Raw genomic sequence first — 17762 nt, 5'->3', positions numbered from 1 at the left:
CATGTTCCGAATCAGTGTAGGTGGCAATGATCGGGATAGGCTGCCCAATGAAAGTATTTCGCCACTATTGCGCCAGGGTCTTATCGGCTGCCTGGCCGGGCAGCGCGATGGCGTGACGATGTTCCGGCTCTTCTGCGCGGGTAGCCAACGACGTCGCGACCGGATGCTGACGGTCGGTCTCTTCCTGGAGGAAGTCGATGATGGACTGCGCCGAATGCTCGTCCATGCGCAGGTTGGGCATCGGTATCTTGTCGAAGCGTTCGAACAGCTCCATGGCGATGGGGTCTTTTTCCGCGAGCATGCGGTCCGGCTCGCGAATCCAGCGGTTGAGCCAGGCCGGATCACGTTGTCGGGTCACGCCGACCAGATCGGGGCCAATGCTGCGCATGCCGATGCCCTGCCCGTCCAGCGGGCCAAGGCTGTGACACGACGCACAGCGGGTGCGAAACAGTTCTTCGCCATTGCTCGGCGGCCGGATGGGCGGGGCGTCGGCGTAGCTCTGCTCAATGCTCGGTTGCTTCCAGTTCTGCAAGGTGTTGGCCAGTTGATCGGCCAGAATCCATGGGTTTTCGAACGGCGACGCTTTCATCCAGCGCCCGGTTTGCTGGTTGCCGACAATCAGGCTCAGGTTGTGATCCTTGCTGCGCCCGTTATCGACACCTTCGATGAACAAGCCCAGTTTCTGCCGCAACTCGGTGACATCGGCGAATTCCCCGGTGAGGAACTGCCACCCAGGCCCGACCTGGAAGCGTCGCGCATAAGCCTTGAGCACGGCGGGTGTATCGCTCAGGGGATCAATGCTGATGGAATAGAAAAAAACGTCCTTGCCGACCCGGTCGCCGAGCAATTTCTGCACCTGGCGCAAACGCGCGGTTTCCAGCGGACACGAGTCGCTGCAGGAGGTGAAGATGAAGTTGATCACCACCACTTTGCCCTTGATCAGGTCATCGAAAAAACGCACCTGCCGACCGTCCTGGTTGGTCAGCAGGGTGTTGGGGAAATAGTCGCCACCCCACGGGGTGGCGGAGTCGGCGACCGCCGTATCAGCGGCTGTCGGCAGGGGGGCGGGTGTCGACGGCGACTGGCCGGCGACCAGCAACTGGCTGGCCAGCACGCAGGTCGCCAATACCAGCACCAGGTGCATGCCCCAGTCTCGTGAGCGTGGTGTTTGCCACTTCATGTCGACACCCTCCCGGTTCATGGTTTAACGGTCACTTGTGGGCCCAAGCCATCGCCCGTGCGGAAAGTTGGCAACGCGGCGGAGTTCACGTAGCGCACACCGTCCCAACTGGGCAGCGGTGTCGGCATCAACTGGAATTGCCCGGGCTTCTCGATGTCCCAACGCAGCAGCATCGAGTTGTCCTCATGCTGGGTGTTGTGACAGTGCTCCATGTAGGTCCCGGCAAATTCGCGGAAGTTGATCGCCATTTCCACGCTGTCCAGGCCATCCTTTTCCGAGCCGATGCGGTACACGTCCTTGCGTGCCCATTTCTCCCATTCCGGTGGCGCCTTGCCGCCGCGACTGAGGATGATCCCTTCCTCGAAATGCACATGCACCGGGTGACTCCAGCCTGTACCACCGGCCTTGATGTTCCACACTTCCAGGGTGCCGAAACCGGCGGCCCCGGCATCGGTGGGGCCGCTGGCCAACTGGGTCGATGCGTTCAAGCGACGAGGGTCCATGTGGAAGCCGAAGCCGCCATCGGTCTTGACCGTCCACGGTGCTTCATCAGTGCCATCGGAGCGACCGAAGACGAAGGTGCGGTGACGGGCCTTGGCCAGCAGCGCCTTGTCGGCAGCGTTGTCGCGGTGGATCTTCAGCGGGATCATCACCAGGCCTTCAGCCTTGCCCGGTTTGGCCGGCTCGTACAGCGCCGGGTCCATGGCCAGGTCCTGACCGGTGTAGGGCTTGACGTTGAGTTGCAACACCTTGCCCACCGCCGGATCGCCCTTGTCCCACTGCGGTCCCTTGCTGGTTTGCTTGATCACCGCCAGGTATTTCTCGGACAGCACGTCGGCCAGGGAGACCGGCTCTTTCGGGCCTTTGCCATCGTCGTGCACCAGCAGGTTGACGAAGAAAATCTTGTCGCCCGGCTTGATGCCGTTTTTCGCGAAGTTGACGATGATGTCGAAGCGCTCGGCAATCCCCTGGGTAGGCAGGATTGCGTTGTGGTTCTGTTTATCGCCGTCAGCGTCGAGGTCCATGGTGCCGTCGAAAGGCACGCTGTGCTCCATGATGTTGCCGTCGTTGGCAATCATGTGGAACGGCACGCGGGCATAGGACACACCCGAGCCCTTGGGTCCCTGGAACTCGCCGCTGGTGCCCTTGATTTCACGCACCAGCGCAAACTTGTAGTAACGCGATACCGAGCCGTTGAGCATGCGGAAGCGGTAGCTGCGGGCACGCACATCCAGGCTCGGTTTCCATTGCCAGTTGACCAGCACCTGGTCACCGATGAAGCCATCGGTGTTGAACGGGTTGAACCACAGCTGACCGTTCTGATCCCAGGCCTTGTCGGCGAACACCAGGTTGACGTCGTAGTCGCGGTTACCCCACGGCAAGGCGCTGCCGCTGGGGAAACGCAGGTTGACGCCGTCGTTCACCGACTCGTTGCCACGGTCCAGGGCGCTGTAGTAGTTCATCATCGCCGCGTTGCCCTTGTAGACGTTCTGCGCGGTGAAATCGAGCATGTGGTCGTGGAACCAGTGGGTGCTCATGGTTTCGCGCCAGTCGCCACGGATCTTGATCGTGCCGTTTTCGCAAGTCTTGCGGCTGGGATTGACGTCGTTGGTCCACAGGGTTTCACCGGGTGCGCAGGGGAATGCCGCGCGTGGGTCATGGGCGTCGGTGTTAATGCTGTCATAGCCTGCCAACTGGATCGGCCAGCGATAGTCGTAGTACTGACCCGGGAAGAAAAACGCATTGGCATAGCCGTCGCTTTCCGCCGGCGCGTGACCGTTGTGTTCGTGGGTGCTGATGGTGTGCAGGCCAAACCCCATGTTCGCCGACGGGTCGATGGGCAAGCCGTTGTAGTGGCGCATCAGCACCGGTTGGCCGTAACGCACCATCAACAATTTGGGCGGCAGGGTGCCGTCGAAGGTCCACACCGAGTTGTGGTTCTGCACGGGCATGGCCGGGTGAAAGCGCGCATCGACGCCCTTGGCGGTGCCATCCGTGGCCGGCACACCGGCGACGTTGTGATAGAGGCCACCGGGGCCGAACTCACCGACGGCATAGCCGTGCATCTGATGACTGTCACGCCAGCCGCTGTTGACCCGCGCACCGGTCTGCACGGTCTTGTAGGCCATCTGCGGGTAGAACTCGTTCCAGCGCTGATGCGACCAGCCCTTTCCTGGCGGCCGACCTTCAGCCGACGAACCGATGCGACGGTTGAGGAAATACTCGATCTGCGCCTGCCATGGGTTGCGGTCCACCACGTTGGCGTACTGACTGGGGAATGGCGTCAGCCCCGGTTGGCGCATGAACGCATCGAGTGCGGCACTGGGTGGCGCACTGCGGGCCGCACTGTTGGGGTCTTGTTGCGGTAACGGGCCAATGGCCGCCGGTGGAAACGGCAAGGGCGCCGCAGGCGTGGTGGGGTCGAGTTTTTCCGGACCGAATTCCTCGAACAGCACCAGTTGCTGCGTGAACGGTTGGGCACCAAACAACGGGCTCGGCTTGCCATTGGTGGGGTAGTTGAAACTGGTCTGCACCGTGGGCGGCAGAACGTTCTCTACCCGCGTGGAGTCACGCGTGCCTTTGACCCCGTCGGGCAAATCGAAGGAATCTTCGTTGGCCTCAGGCATGGTCAGGATGGCATTCAAGGCGGCCGGCTCGTCCGCCGGTTCGTCGTAATACGCAGAAGGATCAGTCGGTTCGGGCTGTCGCTCGTCGTCTATGGGGCCAGCGCGCAGCGTCCCTGTGCTGAGTGTCATTGATAGGAGGACGCTCAAGGGCGCCAGGCCAAACCACTTGAAGGGATACCGCGCTTTTCTGTCCATCACCAGCCGCCTCGTATGCGTGAAGGGGGTGATGGGGGTTTTGCAATTAGCTCGCCAAATTTGTAACAGCGTTATACAAAAGAATTAATACTCAGTGAAACAATGGCTTATCAACATCAATGCGCCATGACTTGAAAAATGACTGGGGAATGACACCCGCTAGCGGGGAAAGTTCGCCCCCATTTTCAGGGAATCAATTTGAACGACAGACGGACACGCGTACCCTCGCCTTCGCGACTGTCCAGCGCCACAGCCCCGCCAAAACGCTCCATGATGCGCTTGACCAACACCAGCCCGACGCCAAGCCCGCCGCGCTTGGTGGTGAAGAACGGTCGGAAGGCCATGGCGCGCTGTTCTTCGTTCATGCCTTTGCCGGTATCGCTGATCACCACACAAACGCTACGGGAGTCGGTCGGCTCCAGGGTGATGGTCAGAGTACCGCCCTCGTCCATGGCTTCCAGGGCATTGGCCAGCAAACTGTTGAGGATCTGCGTCAGCTGTATCGGTTGGCTCAACACCATCGGCGTGTCCTTGGGCTCGAACACGACATTGATCCGGGCCTTGGCGATCTGCTGTTCATAAGCGCCGAGCGCATCATGCAGCGTGGCCACCAGGTTCACCGGCTCGGCCACGTCACTCGACGGTCGCAACGATTGCAGCAACTCGCGCACCCACTTCGACATCCGGTCGACCTGACCGATGATGTCATTGATGTTCTTGTGCGCAGGCCCACTGTCGAACTCCAGGGCCAATTCAGCGCTTGAGCGAATGGTCGCCAGCGGGTTGCGCAAACTGTGGGCGACCGCCGACGACATCTCGCCCAAGGCGACAAAGGTTTCGTTGGTGATCAACTGCTTTTGCTGCTGCGCCAGCAAAATCGCCGCACGCCGCACAATCCAGTACAACCCCAGGTAAATGATGCCGCCGCCCAGGGCCGTGGCCAGCCAGATCAGCACCAGGCCGCGCATCATGCGATTGATCAGGTCCTGGGGCTCTTTATAGATCTCGACCATCGCGGTGACCTTGTCGCCATCGGCATCGAACAGCGGAATGTAGTTCTCGATGAAGATGTATTCCGGAGGCGTCACGAATTTCTGCTCCATGCGGGTCTTGTCCACATCGTGATAGCTGGCCGATACCGGAATCATTGAGTCGAAGGCCCGATCCAGGTCTTCATCGGCATGAATGGTGGTGCCCATCAACGCCGGGTTGGTCGACCAGATCACCATGCGGTCGGGGGCATAGACGTTGGCCAGGATCACGTCGGGCAAGTGCGAGATGTGGTCGAGGAATTCACCGCGGGCATTGGCCCGGGCCATCGGGTCGACGTCGGGAAAGTCGCGGTCTTTGCGCGGGTCGAGCAATTCGCCCATGGTCCGCACGTTGGGGATCGACACATGGCGCACCTCGGCCGAGGCAATCGCGGTCAGGAACTGCGAGGTCAATAACGCATCGCGCTGCACGCTTTCGGTAATCACGAACTTGGTCGATACCGAACCCAGCGCCACTGCCACGGTGCCGATCACCGCCATGCTGATGAGCGAAAACCAGCGCAGCAAATTGAACGGCTGCTTGCGCCTGCTCAAGCGGATGTCGCCCTTCTCGGACGCCAGTGTTTTTGCCTGCGTGGTCATGGACGTTTTCCGACAAAACCCCTACAGGATTTATAGCCCACTAATGGCAGTTTGCCCGACATTGGGCTTGATTCCCCCGCCCCTTCCCCACCCATGCCGCTATCCCCACCTCCCCCCAATGCTGGGGAAAGAGGCCCGTTCCCAAGATCGGGTCAGCGCCCTCGCTTGCACCGCGCAAGCCTTTGGCTCGGGCTTCTGAGGGGCATTTACAGCGGTTGGTATGGAAGTTGCCGAAGCCCTGTCAACTGACCCATCCCCAAGGGGCAGGTACTCTGATAGAGGGAATACACATGCACCCTTTACTGTCCAAAACCGCGACCGCCCTGGTTGTGACCGCCCTGGCCCAGGGCATCGCCCAGGCAGCGCTGTTTGCCGTAGACCCCGGGCCCTACTCACCGGCCATCGGCTCCTTCGCCTCCTGGTACCAGGACACCCATGGCCGGACGCTCGATTTGTGCCTGTCCAAGGCTGTCAGTTCGCGAGTACCGAGTGCGCCCGGAGCTCCCACCTACATGTGCAGTCTGCTGCCGGCTCCCGGGATCTTCGACGATGCGCAACCGGTGGTCTTCCCGAGCAACTTCCCCGATGAAGCGTTCTGGTTCACCGGTGACGGCTCCATCGTCGATGCCGCTCGCGGTGTCAACCTGACGTACGTCAGTGCCGTCGAAGCTGCCTTCAGTGGTGGCGACCCGGTCGAAGGGGACCAGATCAGCTTTGCCCGCATCCGCATTCGCGTCGACGTGCCCACCGCGGGCACCTACGTCATCACCCACCCCTATGGCGTCGAAGTCTTCAACGTCGACACCCCCGGCCGCCGGGCGATCAACATGACCCGGGACATCGGGATCGGCGCGCCGAAGACCTACGACGGCGCGCTCAAAGGTGACGTCGGGCCGTTCCTGCGCAGCGTCAATGGTCCCTACACCGAAACCAACCCGGTCACCGGTTCCGCCGAGCAATTCGTCGGCGACCCGAACCTGGTGGAAGCCTTCACCGGCAGCCCGTTCAATACCAACTACATCCGCATTGAAGGCCCCAACGGGCTGGATCTGCGCACGACAGTGATGGCCATCTCCGGCAAGTTGTCGACGGTGGTCCGGCCGACCCCGATGATCGCCCAGCGCAGCACCTACTCGCGCACGGCCGGCGCCAGCGCGCCCGTGGCCCAGCAGGACGTTTTCGTGCTGGCCCCGCCGCCGCCCGCCAAGGTGACCCTGGACAGCAACAACCCGGTGCTCAACCTGACCGAGGCCGACACCACCGGCAGTTGGTACGCCCAGTCCGCAACCAACCCGACGTTGCCGAGCACCCTGCAGGTGACCGCCGACAATCACCTGGCCATCCCCAGCAGTACACCGACCACCTTGCCCATCCCCCTGACTGACCTGGTGGTGATTTCACGCGCCGAGTACAGCCTGAGCACCGGGCAAATCACCGTGGTCGCCTCCACCAGCGACGAAACATCGCCGCCCGTGCTCACCGCCACTTCCGCAGGCGGTGCAACCATCGGGGCCTTGAGCGGCGACGGTGCAGTGAAAACCCTGTCCACCGGGATCTCACCGATTCCGCCAGCCAAGGTTCAGGTGACGTCATCCAATGGCGGCAGCGATACCGAAGAAGTGGTCATCGTGCAATGAACGCTCACATGGCCAGATCCTCATCAGGAGGCATCATGAACAAATTGCCACGCCTGGCGCTCAATGCCCTGGGACTGACTCTATCGCTGTCCGGCAGCGCTTTCGCGCAACTCGCCGCCGTTGACCCCGGCCCTTATACCTTTGCCACGGGGAAATTCCCGATCTGGTATCAGGACAACAACCTGCTGTCGATGGAACTGTGCCAGTCCCGGGCCGTGAGCTCGCGAGTGGCGGCCGCCACACCAGCGGCCTACATGTGCACCCTGCTGCCAAACCCGGGCATTTTCGACGACACCCTGCCGATGGTGTTCCCGGACAATTGGCCAGACGAAGCGTTCTGGTTCCTCGCCGGCGCCACCATTCCCAACAACGCCGCAGGCTATGGGATGGATGCGTACGTGGCGGGCATAGAAGCGGCATTCGCCGGGGGCATCCCGCTCGATGGCGATCAAATCAGCTTTGCGCGGATTCGCATGCGCATTAGCGTGCCTGTGGCCGGCACCTACACCATCACCCATCCCTATGGTGTCGAAACGGTCAATGTCACCACGCCCGGTCGGCGCGCCATCAACATCACCCGGGACATCGGCGTCGGGGCACCGGGGGTTTTCAGCGGGGCGTTGAACGGCGCGATCGGACCCTTCCTGCGCAGCATCAACGGCCCTTACACCGAAGTGAACCCGGACACCGGGACCGTCGAGACCTTCGTCGGCGACCCTAACCTCACCGAACAAGTCACCGGCAGCCCCAACAACACCAACTTCGTGCGCATCCAGGGCCCCGCCGGGACCATCGAGACCAACCTCTTCACCGTGTCCGGCAAGGTCCTCGATAACCGGGCGCAAACAGCGGTGGAACTCAACCGCGCCACTTACCGCCGAACCTCGTCGGGCACCGGCACCAGCACCCGGGTCGAAGTCTTCGGCAAGGCCGACAACAGCTCCACGCTGTGCTTCCGCGAAACCGTCGCCCTGGTACCTGGCCCACCGCCAACCCCCTGCCTGACCAACCTCACCGGCGACGGTACGGGTCTGTTCTTCGGCCATCGTCTGTTCAACGGCCCCGTGCCTACGGTGGTGGTGCTGACCGCCACCGATCCCACCGGCACCACTCGCCCGACTGCCGTTTCGAGCAAGCTCAATGACCTGGTGAAAATCCAGACCGCTCGCTACAACTGGAGCAATCACAGCCTGCTGATCGAGGCGACATCCTCTGACGAAGTGGCGGTTCCGGACATGGTCGCTCAAGGCTATGGCCGCCTGTCGAAGTCCGGCACCCTGCAACGCCTGACGGTGGCGGACCTGCCGCAACCACCCGCCAGGGTCACCGTCAAATCCGCCGCCGGCGGCAGCGACACCGAACCTGTGGTGGTGGTCGGCACCGCACCAGACACTGGCGAGAACCAGGCGCCGATCGCCGTGGCCGACAGCGCGAGCACCAGCTTCGGCGTGCCGATCACCCTCAACCTGCTGGCCAACGACAACGACCCGGATGGCAACGTGCCGCTGAGCATCACCGCGCTCACTCAACCGGCCGCCGGCCAGGGCACGGTGGCGTTGAGCGGATCGACCGCCGTGGTCTACACCCCACCCGCGGTGGTCAATGCGCCACTGACCACGACCTTCACCTACAAGGCGCAAGATGTCAAAGGCCTGGCCTCGGCCAATCCCGCGACGGTGACCATTACCGTGGCGCCCAACCAGCCTCCGGTAGCCGTCGCCGACAGCGTCGCGACCCTGGGTGTGGCGATCCCGATCAGCGTGCTGGCCAACGACACCGATCCGGAAGGCAACGTGCCGCTCGCCGTCGCCAGCTTCACCCAACCACCGACCGGTCGCGGCACCGTCACCAGTAATGGCACGGTCCTGACCTACACCCCACCGGCCACAGTCACCACGGCCTTCACCACGACCTTCAGCTACTTCGCCCGGGACAGCTTCGGTGCTGTGTCGACGACGCCGGCCACGGTCACGGTGCAAGTCTCGCCACGGCCTGCCGCGGAAACCTTCACGGTGACCACGGCCACGGTGTCCGCCCGTTCCAATAACCGCTTCACCTGGGACTTCGCAGGCACCTCATCGGTGACCACCGGCAACACCATCACCGTCCAGGTCAGCACCCCGACCGGGCTGCAAACCCTGGGCACGACCACTGTGCCGGTGACCGGTCGCTGGAGGCTGACGGTGAACAACACCACCACGGTGATTCCGTCGGCGAACCCGACAGCCACCATCACCTCGTCCCAAGGCACCGTGCGCACCGTGTCGGTGATCTCGAACTGAGCCCTCGCCCCATCGACTCCCGAGTCGATGGGGCTGGCCTCCTCCCACAGGACAACGCCATGAATGCGTCGACCGCCGCCCTGCTCTGCCTGCTTCTGCTTTGCGGCAGCGCAGGCGTGCGCGCCGACGACTTGATGGAGAACGAGGACCTCGCCCCTGCCGCCGATCTCGGCGAGCTGCCACCGCTAATTGGCCAGCACGCACTGATCGACCAGAACGGCCAGGCCAACATCGCGCTGTTGCAGCAGAACGGTCAGTCGCTGCTCGGCCAGATCGTGCAGTCGGGCAGCAATCAGGAAGCCTGGATCCTTCAACAAGGCAGCGACCTGATGGCCTTGATCACCCAGCAAGGTTCTGGCAACGCCGCTTCGATCATCCAGAGCGGCAGCCACAACCGCGCGCAGATCGCCCAGAACGGCAACAACAACGACGCCAGCATCGAACAGGCCGGCTCGGGACAGCAAAGCGCCGTCACCCAGGCCGGCAACGGCATGAGCGTATCGGTCAAACAATATCGCTAAAGCACTGTACCACTTGGAGGTTTCACCATGTTCAAACTGACGCCCCTCACCGCCGCCATCCTGGTCATTGTCAGTGCCCAGGCCTTGGCCGACGACAGCCTGTCCACGCAAACCCAGTACGGTACCGCCAACATCGCCGATGTGAAGCAGACCGCGGCTCCGCTCAGCACCGCCACCCAACTGCAAACGGGCCAGGGCAACGATGCAGCCGCCGTGCAAGACACGGCCACCGGAACCATCAGCCAAACCCAAAGCGGCGACTACAACGCCGGCTACGCCGAGCAATTGTTCGAGGACAACAGCACCATCACCCAGAACCAGGCCGGCAGCTCCAACATCAGCCATGCCAGCCAGTCAATCGGTATCGGCGGCGGCGAAGCCCTGCAACAACAGGAAGGCACCGGCAACTTCTCGTTCATCTACCAGGACAGCCAGGAAGGCACGACCGCCAAGACCTACCAGTACGGCGACGGCAACGAAGCCAACATCGAACAGATTCAACTGGGCGCGGGCAACAACGCTGTGATCATCCAGTACGGCACCACCAACTACGCGACGGCCGAACAGATCGGCCACATGGGCGGCCAGATCGACATCAACCAGGCCGGCAGCACCAACTACGCCTATGGCGACCAGCGCAACGGCACTGGCGGCAACCTGAGCATCAACCAGTCCGGCGACGCCAACGGCACCGAAATCTGGCAAGACACCCAGATCGGCGCCAAGGCCACCGTCTCCCAATACGGGCAGACCAACGAAACCGTGGTCGACCAGAGCTTCGGCGAAAACAACGTGGCCCAGGTGGTGCAAGTCGGCGACCTCAACGCGATCTACGCCGACCAGTTCGAGTCCATGGGCTCGACCCTGGCGCTCTATCAAACCGGCTCGAGCAACGTGCATTTCACCTACCAGAGCGGTGATAACCATACGCTCAACGCCACGTCGGTGGGTACCGGCAACAAGGTCTACGCCAGCAACTGGAAAGGCCCGGAAAAAGGTGGTCAGTTCGGTAGCAACCAGCGCGCGACCCTCAATCAGAACGGCACCAACAACGTCGCCAACTTCACCCAGAAAGGCGCCGGCCACATCATGACCACCAACCAGACCGGCACCGGCAACAAAACCACCGTGACCCAGGCCGATTCCTACAACGAGCTGTACTTCGACCAGAACGGCAGCGACAACATCCTCATCGCCGACCAGCGCGGCACCACCAACCTGGCCCAGGGCAGCAGCAACGGCAGCGGCAACAGCACCGAGTTCAACCAGGAAGGCACCGGCAACCAGGCGTTCACCACGCAGCTGTATGGCGAAGACAACGTCATCACCATCAAGCAGGCTGACACCATGAACGTCGCCTACGTCACCCAGGGCGGCACCGCCAACATTGCCAGCGTCAATCAGAGCGGCGTGGCACAGACCGCCAACGTGCAGCAGTTCGGTACGGCCAACTCGGCGACTGTTTTGCAGAAGTAGTTGTGTGGTGTGAAAAACCGCGGCCCTTGAGGGAGGGCCGCGATTTTTCAGTACTATCTGCGCTATTGGTTGCGGCCCGCCTTCGTCAGCAACCGCACTTTTTAAGCTCTGTCAATCGAAGTAAATCGACCTGATTCGGTAAGCCTCCTCCAAAAAAGGTAAGGAGCGATAGCTTGAGCTTGCTCCACTTAGTTCTCGCATAAACATGGAAGCTTCCTGGATATCAGGACGATTACGCAATGGCACAGAGGGATCGAACACCCCTCTTTCTGCCTGATGCAATCTCTTGAAAGAAAACACCAAACGCTCATCAGGATTGCCTTTAATATAGTTCAGCAATTTAAGTCGCGAATTTTCAGCAATAGGTAATCCAAGCTCTTTATTCAAAAACGCAGCTTCTCTTTTGGCCAAATTTAACTGGCTTAAAAAATGGTGATTTTGAAGTCGATCACCAGTTGCCAAAGATGCTAACCGATTTACTTTATCACGCACCTCAATGGCTTTTTCTGGAGTTATCGATGGCTTCAAACGGGCCTGACGCGGGCCAGAATTTATATTAATTACCCCTGTTCTTTTAACTTCAGCGAGTTCAATTTTTTTTGCCATATTTGCTTTCAAGAACCTTCGGAATTTCACGTGAGCTTGCACAACTTTAAACACCGAAAACACTGAATGCCCGTCAGGATCATACAGATTAACCGGATCCCCCAAACAATACGTATACGAATTTATCCCTCCCTTTCCAAATGGACTCAAACTGTCCGGACTGTTAAACCGCATAAGCACAGGGTTAAATGCTCGATAGCCATTGCCCAATAGATAATGCCCGGTCACCGGATCGGGACGTTCGCCGTTGAAGCCCAACAAACTGAGCAGTCCATTTTCAGGTTGGCGATAACCAAAGGGTGAATACGTGATGGGTTGTCGCTCATGATTTGGTTTGAGCGCATGGAGTATCGAACGTTGTTGATCCGTGGCAAGCAACGTGGTGTCGCTTTCATCGTCCAGGCGTTGTTGTTGTTGTGCCAATAGCTGCTCATCGTGTTGGACGATGGAGTGGTGCAATGTGCCTTGAACTTCAGTGGTCACGCGGCTTTTACAGTAAAAGCGTTGAAGCGTGGACGCTTGCGGTTTGGCCTGGCTGACCAGGCGATCCAGAGGATCGTAGCGATAGGCGCAGAGCGGGTTCTGCTGTGGGGAAGTCATGGAGTGCTCCGGTTTTCAATGTCCGAGAGCGTGAGTATCTGTGACGTCGCTTTGGTTGTGACCTAGCAGAACTGATAGGTGTGTATTGTTTGGCACTGGTAATCAGGCGTTTAGTTGATCCGGCTATCTCGGCGACTGTTTTTGCGGAAGTTGAATGATGTGAAAAAAACGCGGCCCTTTGTGGGGTCGCGTTTTTTATGGATCGCAACACATCTGTGGCGAGCGAGCCACAATGGACCGGTATTAACCTGGCGGAGCGAGGTTATCCAATGCGCGATTCACCGCCAGCTCGGCCAGCATGATCACCTGCTGGATACCCAGCAACATGCTGCGCTGCGGCCCGTCCACGAAAGTCGCGAAATCCGTGGCCATGACGCTCGCGGACGCCAGTGATTCACAGGCGTGGGCCAACAGGCTTTCGGTGTCGATGTCGGGGGCGATGAGGAACATCTTGCTGGGGGTGTGGGGAGCGCTGGATTTCAGGAGGGTGGGTTTGAGGTGGAGGCTGGAGGCAATGTTCTCGTGATTTGATTCGGGGGGATTGGGGGTGGGTTTGGGCATGGTGGAGCTCCGTCTACGGGTTAAAGCTGCTCCATTCGGTTCCAGGCGAAGGGTGGCAGCTGTACGCAGGTTGGAACCCGGGGTAAACGGAACCCGGCAGACCAAGAGGTCTCCCGCGCACAGCCGCCATAACGGATGCACACATCAAAGGCGCACAAGCATACGTTATGAAGGGCACATTTGCGCCGCTTACACATCGGGGTTCCAAGCCCGGCCGCTGAATTGGCAGCGACGGCCGGCAGATTAAAAAAGCCACTTCCGACCGGCAACCCTAAAATCCTGTGGGAAAACACCCGCTGAATGCCGAGCATGTCGGCGCTTTTTGTAGGAACTGCGGAAGGTTGCTTCTCCATCCGGGCCAGGTAGGCCGGCAGGATATTGACCGTCGCAGAACTTCTGTGGGAGCGAGCCTGCTCGCGATGACGGTGGCACATCCAGCCTCGAAGTGCCTGACCCGCCGCCATCGCGAGCAGGCTCGCACACATTGGATTGGGTGCACCTGCGGGTGATTGGTTGGCTGTCAGGCCGCTTTCGCGCTATATCGAAGTGTGGCCGGCCAGGGGCAACGACGATACCGGCAGCTAGAGCCCCTGTAGGAGCGAGCCTGCTCGCGATGGACGCCAACGATGACGCGGGCTGTCTGAATGCCCGCGTTGCCCGGACGTTCATCGCGAGCAGGCTCGCTCCTACAGGGGATCGGGTGCACCTGCGGGTGATTGGTCGGCTATAAGGCCGCCATCGCTGCGATGCGGCGCCCCGACAGGCCAGTTCCCACAGAAAAGCAAGGCGCGCCACCCTGCTCTTCACCACTCATCAGGCCGAGCGTTAGCTCGCCTGCAGCTCTTGATCTTGATCCACCCGCCCCTTCGGTAGTCTGAGTGGAGGTGTGCATCCGGGGAGTGGCGCGCAGCGCCGTTCGACGCAGTCGAACACGCTGCATGTAGGTTGAAGCGAAGCCAACCGGAGGGCAGTGTCCCCGGATGGATACCGTAGCGAAGGAACGCCGAGCCCAAGCGAGGGGCCGGACGCCGGGGCGAGACCTTTTGGTTCCTTTTGTGGCGTTTGACAAAAGGGACTCGCCGTAAGGGCGAAACCGCCAGCCGCCGTTACCGCAGCAACGGATATGTACTCAGTCAACAACACACAGGTCGGCTGTCAGGCCGCCATCGCTGGCAAGCCAGCTCCCACAATAGACCGGGTACACCATCGAGCAACTGATCGGCTATGAGGCCGCCATCGCTGGCAGGCCAGCTCCCACAGTAGATCGGGTGCACCTGCGGGTGATTGATCGGCTGTCAGGCCGCCTTCGGGGCGATGCGGCGCCCCGACAAGCCAGCTCCTACAGGAGGACACATCAGTTGCCCAAGTACCACCCAACCTCACTCCCCCTGCCCCTCAGTACCCACCTTGTTTTGCGTCAGATAGCGATCCAGCGTCGCATTAGTGTCCGGCGAATTATCCCCGGCCACCTGCCACAAACGTCGTTCGATGCCCTGGGCCAACAAATGCCCCACCGCCGCCTCAATCGCCGACAACACACACAACTGCGCCGGTTCGTTGGTGGTGTAACCGACTTCAGCCTCAAGCAATTTCTTGAATTCGATGAACTTGAACACCCCGGCGCTGCGGCCCACGGAGTAGATGGTCTTGCTGGTCATCACGTTGGCCAGCACCTGACCGCTGCGCACGTCCACCGCCCGCAGGTTGACCGTGACCTGATCCACGCGATATTCCCGGGAAATGTCGATGCCCAGGTAGCGCGCCCCTTCCCCGCCGCTCTTCACGTTGGTGTCATAGGCGATGATGCCGCCCTCGAGCATCATGTTCGCCGCTTGCAGCGGCGGCAGTTCACCCTGGATGTTCACCGGGGTATTGGGTTTCTTCTGCGAGGCACGGATGATCTTGCGCTCGGTCAACAGGTTCTGCAGCCCTTCACGCTCCAGCACCACGAACCAGCCGCTGGCCTGCAGGGCGTCCATCAGCATGCTCGCCGCGCCCTGGGTCACGCTGGTGGAGAAGGAACTGGCGGGCGTCGGTTTGTACTGCCCGGTCTGATCGCGGAAGCCATAGACGACCGCCATCAAGCGGCCCTTGGGCCGTGGCATGTTCAACAAATCGTAGTAGGTCGAGGCCCTGGGGGTCAGGGTCGGGGTTTCGGTGTCCTGCTCGGCGCCGATCGGCTCGCGCAGACCGCAGCCTTGAAGCGCCGCCAACAGCATCCCCAGCACAATTATTTTTTTCATGTCCATTACTCCCCGTCGTCCCGAATCCCCATCAAGGGGCCAGGCCATTGACCTTGATTTCCGACAGTTCGCCCGTCGCGCGGTCCGTCACTTCAATCGTCAGCTGCCCTGAGTCGTCGACGACATTGACGATGAAGGCATCGGTGGACAGGCTTCCCGTATTGCCGGCGGAGATGTTGTCCAGCAACTGCCCCAGCAGCCTCGATTGCAATTGACTGCTGAACCGCTCCAGGGCCGATGTCCCCGCCACGCTGGTGCGATTCTTCAAGTCCGGGTCGTCAAAATCGTTTTGCGCCTGGGCATTGTTGAGCAGCCAGGTGCCGTTCAACGGGTTGCCGCCAAACGACGGGTTGATCGGCGTGTAGACCAGTTCGGTGGCCTGGACCAGCCCACAACTTCCCAACCCGAGCAGCCAGAGCCCCAGGTGCCGCGAGACCGTTTTCGATTTCATAGTTCGTCCCTCTCAAGGTCCGTGGTGTCCTGCAACAAGGCTTCCAGCTTGCGCTGGACAACCTGCCCGCGTACCCAGTCGGCGGCGTCATAGGCCTCGTCCTTGAGCTCCACGGTGTTCGGCGGCAGGAAGCGCCGATAAACCAAACGCTGTTGATATTCCACGGTCACCAGGCTGCCCCAGCGAGCCGATGGCCGTTCGCGTACCACCAGGTTGAAATCCATCGGGCTGGTGGCGCGCAGGCGTTCACTGAACGCGTAGTAAAACTCGTGGCCGATGTGCGAGATCGTGTCGTCGATGATGAAGCCGAGCATTTCGTCCTCTTCGCCGGCCGAGGCGACACAGCTGCTCAGCACCAGGATCAAGGCCAGGCAGAAACGCTTCATGGCTGCAACGCCTGAGGGGTTTTGCTCTGGCCCTTGGCCGGGCCGGACGCACCATCGAGAAAGGCGCTCTCGGCCACGAACTGCCAGTCCTTGTAGCTGGCCATGCCGTTGAAGTCCGACCACTGGCTGGGAAAGTCCGCCTGTTTGAGCGGTTTGTCCGTGGAAGAACTGGCGATACCGGTGATACGGCCGTCGAAGCCGCGCATCAGGAACCAGTCGCCACCGCCAATCGGGTCCGGATAGAGCTGGCGCAGATGATGTTTGGCGTTGGGAAACCGCTCGTCCTGCAGCAGGTCGGCGAGTTCTTTCGGGTACTGGGCCAGGCCTGGCGAACTGCGGTAGTAGCTGCGCAGTGCCTGGGCGTACTGGGTGCCGACCCACAACAGTTGGCGTTCGCGATCGCGGCGCGAGGCGGTGGCCCACAACTCGCCGGCACTGGCCAGGCCCATGCCCATCACCATGATCAGCAGCAGCACACCCAGGTAGGTGAAACCGCCCTGCGCAGCAGGCTTACCACTCGGAATAGAGGCTGCCATCACGCGCCCTCCCGGTGGCTCCGCTCTTGATATCAGCCACCCCGCCCTGTACGCCATCCGGCGGCGCCACCAGGACCCAGGCGTCCTTGCGCTCGGCGATCGGGTCCATTGGCTGGTTGCGCAAGTAGCGCTGCTCGACCATTTGCTCGATGGAATCGGGATAACGCCCGGTGTCGCCATAGTAGTGATCGAGGGCTTCACGCATGGCCGACAGGCTTTGGCGCAAGGTGGTCTCTTTCGAGGCTTCGAGGCTGTTGAAATAACGCGGCAAGGCGATGGTCATCAGGGTCGCGATAATTGCCATGACCACCATCAATTCGAGCAGGGTGAAACCCTTTTCCCGGCGCATAGATTCACCACTCCCGGTAGGCGATGCCGTTGAGACCCTTGCCCCGGGCCCTGGAGTAAACGTCAAAGACGTCCGCGCCCTCCCGTGGGTTTTGAGCCGTGCTGTCATAGGCGCGCAACCCCCAGCCACCGTCGTCGTCACGCTTGGCCGGTGCCAGCGGATCGTGGGGCACGCGCCGCAGAAAATAGAACTTGGCCCCTTTGGCGCTGCGCACATCCCGCACACCCTCCACCAGCACTTTCAAGTTCGGCGGGTAGCCGCTGCTGTCGAGGGATTTTTCGATGTAACCGGCGTCGAAAGCCCGTTTGTAGGCGTCGATGGCATCGCGGATCTGGTACAGCGCGGTGCGCAGTTCCTGCTCCTTGCCCCGGCGCACCACGGTCTCGGTCAGCGGCGCAGCCAGGCCGGCCAGGAGGCCGACCAGGGCGAGCGTCACCACGACTTCGATCAGGGTAAAACCGCGTTGCGAGGCGTTCAT

At 61.1% G+C, this 17762-nt stretch carries 15 protein-coding genes; 4 read left to right on the top strand and 11 right to left on the bottom strand.

What is annotated here, in order from left to right:
• Positions 1 to 64: 64 nt before the first annotated feature.
• The 3 genes from ACX3YD_RS10630 to ACX3YD_RS10620 all read right to left on the bottom strand — a co-directional run bounded on the left by ACX3YD_RS10630 (position 65) and on the right by ACX3YD_RS10620 (position 5636).
• Positions 65 to 1180, bottom strand: a complete 1116-nt coding sequence (locus ACX3YD_RS10630; protein ID WP_256590342.1) for an SCO family protein — start codon at positions 1178 to 1180, stop codon at positions 65 to 67.
• Positions 1181 to 1197: 17 nt separating this feature from the next.
• The gene (locus ACX3YD_RS10625) at positions 1198 to 4002 is read right to left on the bottom strand and encodes a multicopper oxidase domain-containing protein (RefSeq protein WP_103405476.1); all 2805 of its coding nucleotides are present in this window, start codon (positions 4000 to 4002) and stop codon (positions 1198 to 1200) included.
• A gap of 185 nt (positions 4003 to 4187) precedes the next feature.
• Positions 4188 to 5636 (bottom strand): ATP-binding protein, encoded by a 1449-nt coding sequence (locus tag ACX3YD_RS10620; protein WP_458959896.1) that lies wholly within the window; start codon positions 5634 to 5636, stop codon positions 4188 to 4190.
• Between the two features lie 290 nt (positions 5637 to 5926).
• Between ACX3YD_RS10620 and ACX3YD_RS10615 the strand changes: the two genes are divergently transcribed.
• Genes ACX3YD_RS10615 through ACX3YD_RS10600 form a run of 4 tightly spaced genes read left to right on the top strand, consistent with a single transcriptional unit; the run spans position 5927 to position 11552 of the window.
• A complete protein-coding gene (locus tag ACX3YD_RS10615; protein WP_458959895.1) occupies positions 5927 to 7273 on the top strand; it encodes a hypothetical protein in 1347 nt (448 codons plus the stop codon).
• 35 nt (positions 7274 to 7308) lie between these two features.
• The gene (locus ACX3YD_RS10610) at positions 7309 to 9555 is read left to right on the top strand and encodes an Ig-like domain-containing protein (RefSeq protein WP_458959894.1); all 2247 of its coding nucleotides are present in this window, start codon (positions 7309 to 7311) and stop codon (positions 9553 to 9555) included.
• Positions 9556 to 9614: 59 nt separating this feature from the next.
• On the top strand, positions 9615 to 10076 hold the full coding sequence (locus tag ACX3YD_RS10605) for a curlin (RefSeq protein WP_458959893.1): 462 nt from the start codon (positions 9615 to 9617) through the stop codon (positions 10074 to 10076).
• Between the two features lie 27 nt (positions 10077 to 10103).
• Positions 10104 to 11552, top strand: coding sequence for a curlin (locus ACX3YD_RS10600; protein ID WP_103406627.1), 1449 nt, complete (start codon positions 10104 to 10106; stop codon positions 11550 to 11552).
• A 111-nt stretch (positions 11553 to 11663) separates the two neighbouring features.
• Here the strand turns inward: ACX3YD_RS10600 and ACX3YD_RS10595 are convergent, their stop codons facing one another.
• The 8 genes from ACX3YD_RS10595 to ACX3YD_RS10560 all read right to left on the bottom strand — a co-directional run bounded on the left by ACX3YD_RS10595 (position 11664) and on the right by ACX3YD_RS10560 (position 17762).
• Positions 11664 to 12758 carry an RHS repeat-associated core domain-containing protein gene (locus tag ACX3YD_RS10595; protein WP_458959892.1) on the bottom strand — a complete coding sequence of 365 codons (1095 nt, stop codon included), beginning with the start codon at positions 12756 to 12758 and terminating at the stop codon, positions 11664 to 11666.
• A 243-nt stretch (positions 12759 to 13001) separates the two neighbouring features.
• Positions 13002 to 13319 (bottom strand): DUF6124 family protein, encoded by a 318-nt coding sequence (locus tag ACX3YD_RS10590; RefSeq protein ID WP_458959891.1) that lies wholly within the window; start codon positions 13317 to 13319, stop codon positions 13002 to 13004.
• Positions 13320 to 14698: 1379 nt separating this feature from the next.
• Positions 14699 to 15562 (bottom strand): CsgG/HfaB family protein, encoded by an 864-nt coding sequence (locus ACX3YD_RS10585; RefSeq protein ID WP_458959890.1) that lies wholly within the window; start codon positions 15560 to 15562, stop codon positions 14699 to 14701.
• Between the two features lie 31 nt (positions 15563 to 15593).
• Positions 15594 to 16013 (bottom strand): curli assembly protein CsgF, encoded by a 420-nt coding sequence (locus ACX3YD_RS10580; protein ID WP_103406629.1) that lies wholly within the window; start codon positions 16011 to 16013, stop codon positions 15594 to 15596.
• On the bottom strand, positions 16010 to 16399 hold the full coding sequence (gene csgE, locus ACX3YD_RS10575) for a curli production assembly/transport protein CsgE (RefSeq protein ID WP_047530662.1): 390 nt from the start codon (positions 16397 to 16399) through the stop codon (positions 16010 to 16012). Before csgE ends, ACX3YD_RS10580 begins: the two co-directional genes overlap by 4 nt.
• Entirely contained in the window at positions 16396 to 16935 is a 540-nt protein-coding gene (locus ACX3YD_RS10570; RefSeq protein WP_458959889.1) for a type II secretion system protein, read from the bottom strand. The genes csgE and ACX3YD_RS10570 overlap by 4 nt, the downstream gene beginning before the upstream one ends.
• Positions 16910 to 17284: a type II secretion system protein gene (locus ACX3YD_RS10565; protein WP_047530667.1), complete on the bottom strand. Its 375-nt coding sequence runs from the start codon at positions 17282 to 17284 to the stop codon at positions 16910 to 16912. Before ACX3YD_RS10565 ends, ACX3YD_RS10570 begins: the two co-directional genes overlap by 26 nt.
• A 4-nt stretch (positions 17285 to 17288) precedes the next feature.
• Positions 17289 to 17762, bottom strand: a complete 474-nt coding sequence (locus ACX3YD_RS10560; protein WP_047530670.1) for a type II secretion system protein — start codon at positions 17760 to 17762, stop codon at positions 17289 to 17291.

Source organism: Pseudomonas fluorescens group sp. PF-1 (genome assembly GCF_054481335.1).
Note: the sequence above shows the minus strand (reverse complement) of the source record. Positions and strands in the feature narration are given on the sequence as shown.

Bases quoted from the DNA above. Each gene is read 5' to 3' on its own strand.
- ACX3YD_RS10630 (WP_256590342.1), bottom strand. From the start codon at position 1,180: ATGAAGTGGCAAACACCACGCTCACGAGACTGGGGCATGCACCTGGTG.
- ACX3YD_RS10625 (WP_103405476.1), bottom strand. From the start codon at position 4,002: ATGGACAGAAAAGCGCGGTATCCCTTCAAGTGGTTTGGCCTGGCGCCC.
- ACX3YD_RS10620 (WP_458959896.1), bottom strand. From the start codon at position 5,636: ATGACCACGCAGGCAAAAACACTGGCGTCCGAGAAGGGCGACATCCGC.
- ACX3YD_RS10615 (WP_458959895.1), top strand. From the start codon at position 5,927: ATGCACCCTTTACTGTCCAAAACCGCGACCGCCCTGGTTGTGACCGCC.
- ACX3YD_RS10610 (WP_458959894.1), top strand. From the start codon at position 7,309: ATGAACAAATTGCCACGCCTGGCGCTCAATGCCCTGGGACTGACTCTA.
- ACX3YD_RS10605 (WP_458959893.1), top strand. From the start codon at position 9,615: ATGAATGCGTCGACCGCCGCCCTGCTCTGCCTGCTTCTGCTTTGCGGC.
- ACX3YD_RS10600 (WP_103406627.1), top strand. From the start codon at position 10,104: ATGTTCAAACTGACGCCCCTCACCGCCGCCATCCTGGTCATTGTCAGT.
- ACX3YD_RS10595 (WP_458959892.1), bottom strand. From the start codon at position 12,758: ATGACTTCCCCACAGCAGAACCCGCTCTGCGCCTATCGCTACGATCCT.
- ACX3YD_RS10590 (WP_458959891.1), bottom strand. From the start codon at position 13,319: ATGCCCAAACCCACCCCCAATCCCCCCGAATCAAATCACGAGAACATT.
- ACX3YD_RS10585 (WP_458959890.1), bottom strand. From the start codon at position 15,562: ATGAAAAAAATAATTGTGCTGGGGATGCTGTTGGCGGCGCTTCAAGGC.
- ACX3YD_RS10580 (WP_103406629.1), bottom strand. From the start codon at position 16,013: ATGAAATCGAAAACGGTCTCGCGGCACCTGGGGCTCTGGCTGCTCGGG.
- csgE (WP_047530662.1), bottom strand. From the start codon at position 16,399: ATGAAGCGTTTCTGCCTGGCCTTGATCCTGGTGCTGAGCAGCTGTGTC.
- ACX3YD_RS10570 (WP_458959889.1), bottom strand. From the start codon at position 16,935: ATGGCAGCCTCTATTCCGAGTGGTAAGCCTGCTGCGCAGGGCGGTTTC.
- ACX3YD_RS10565 (WP_047530667.1), bottom strand. From the start codon at position 17,284: ATGCGCCGGGAAAAGGGTTTCACCCTGCTCGAATTGATGGTGGTCATG.
- ACX3YD_RS10560 (WP_047530670.1), bottom strand. From the start codon at position 17,762: ATGAACGCCTCGCAACGCGGTTTTACCCTGATCGAAGTCGTGGTGACG.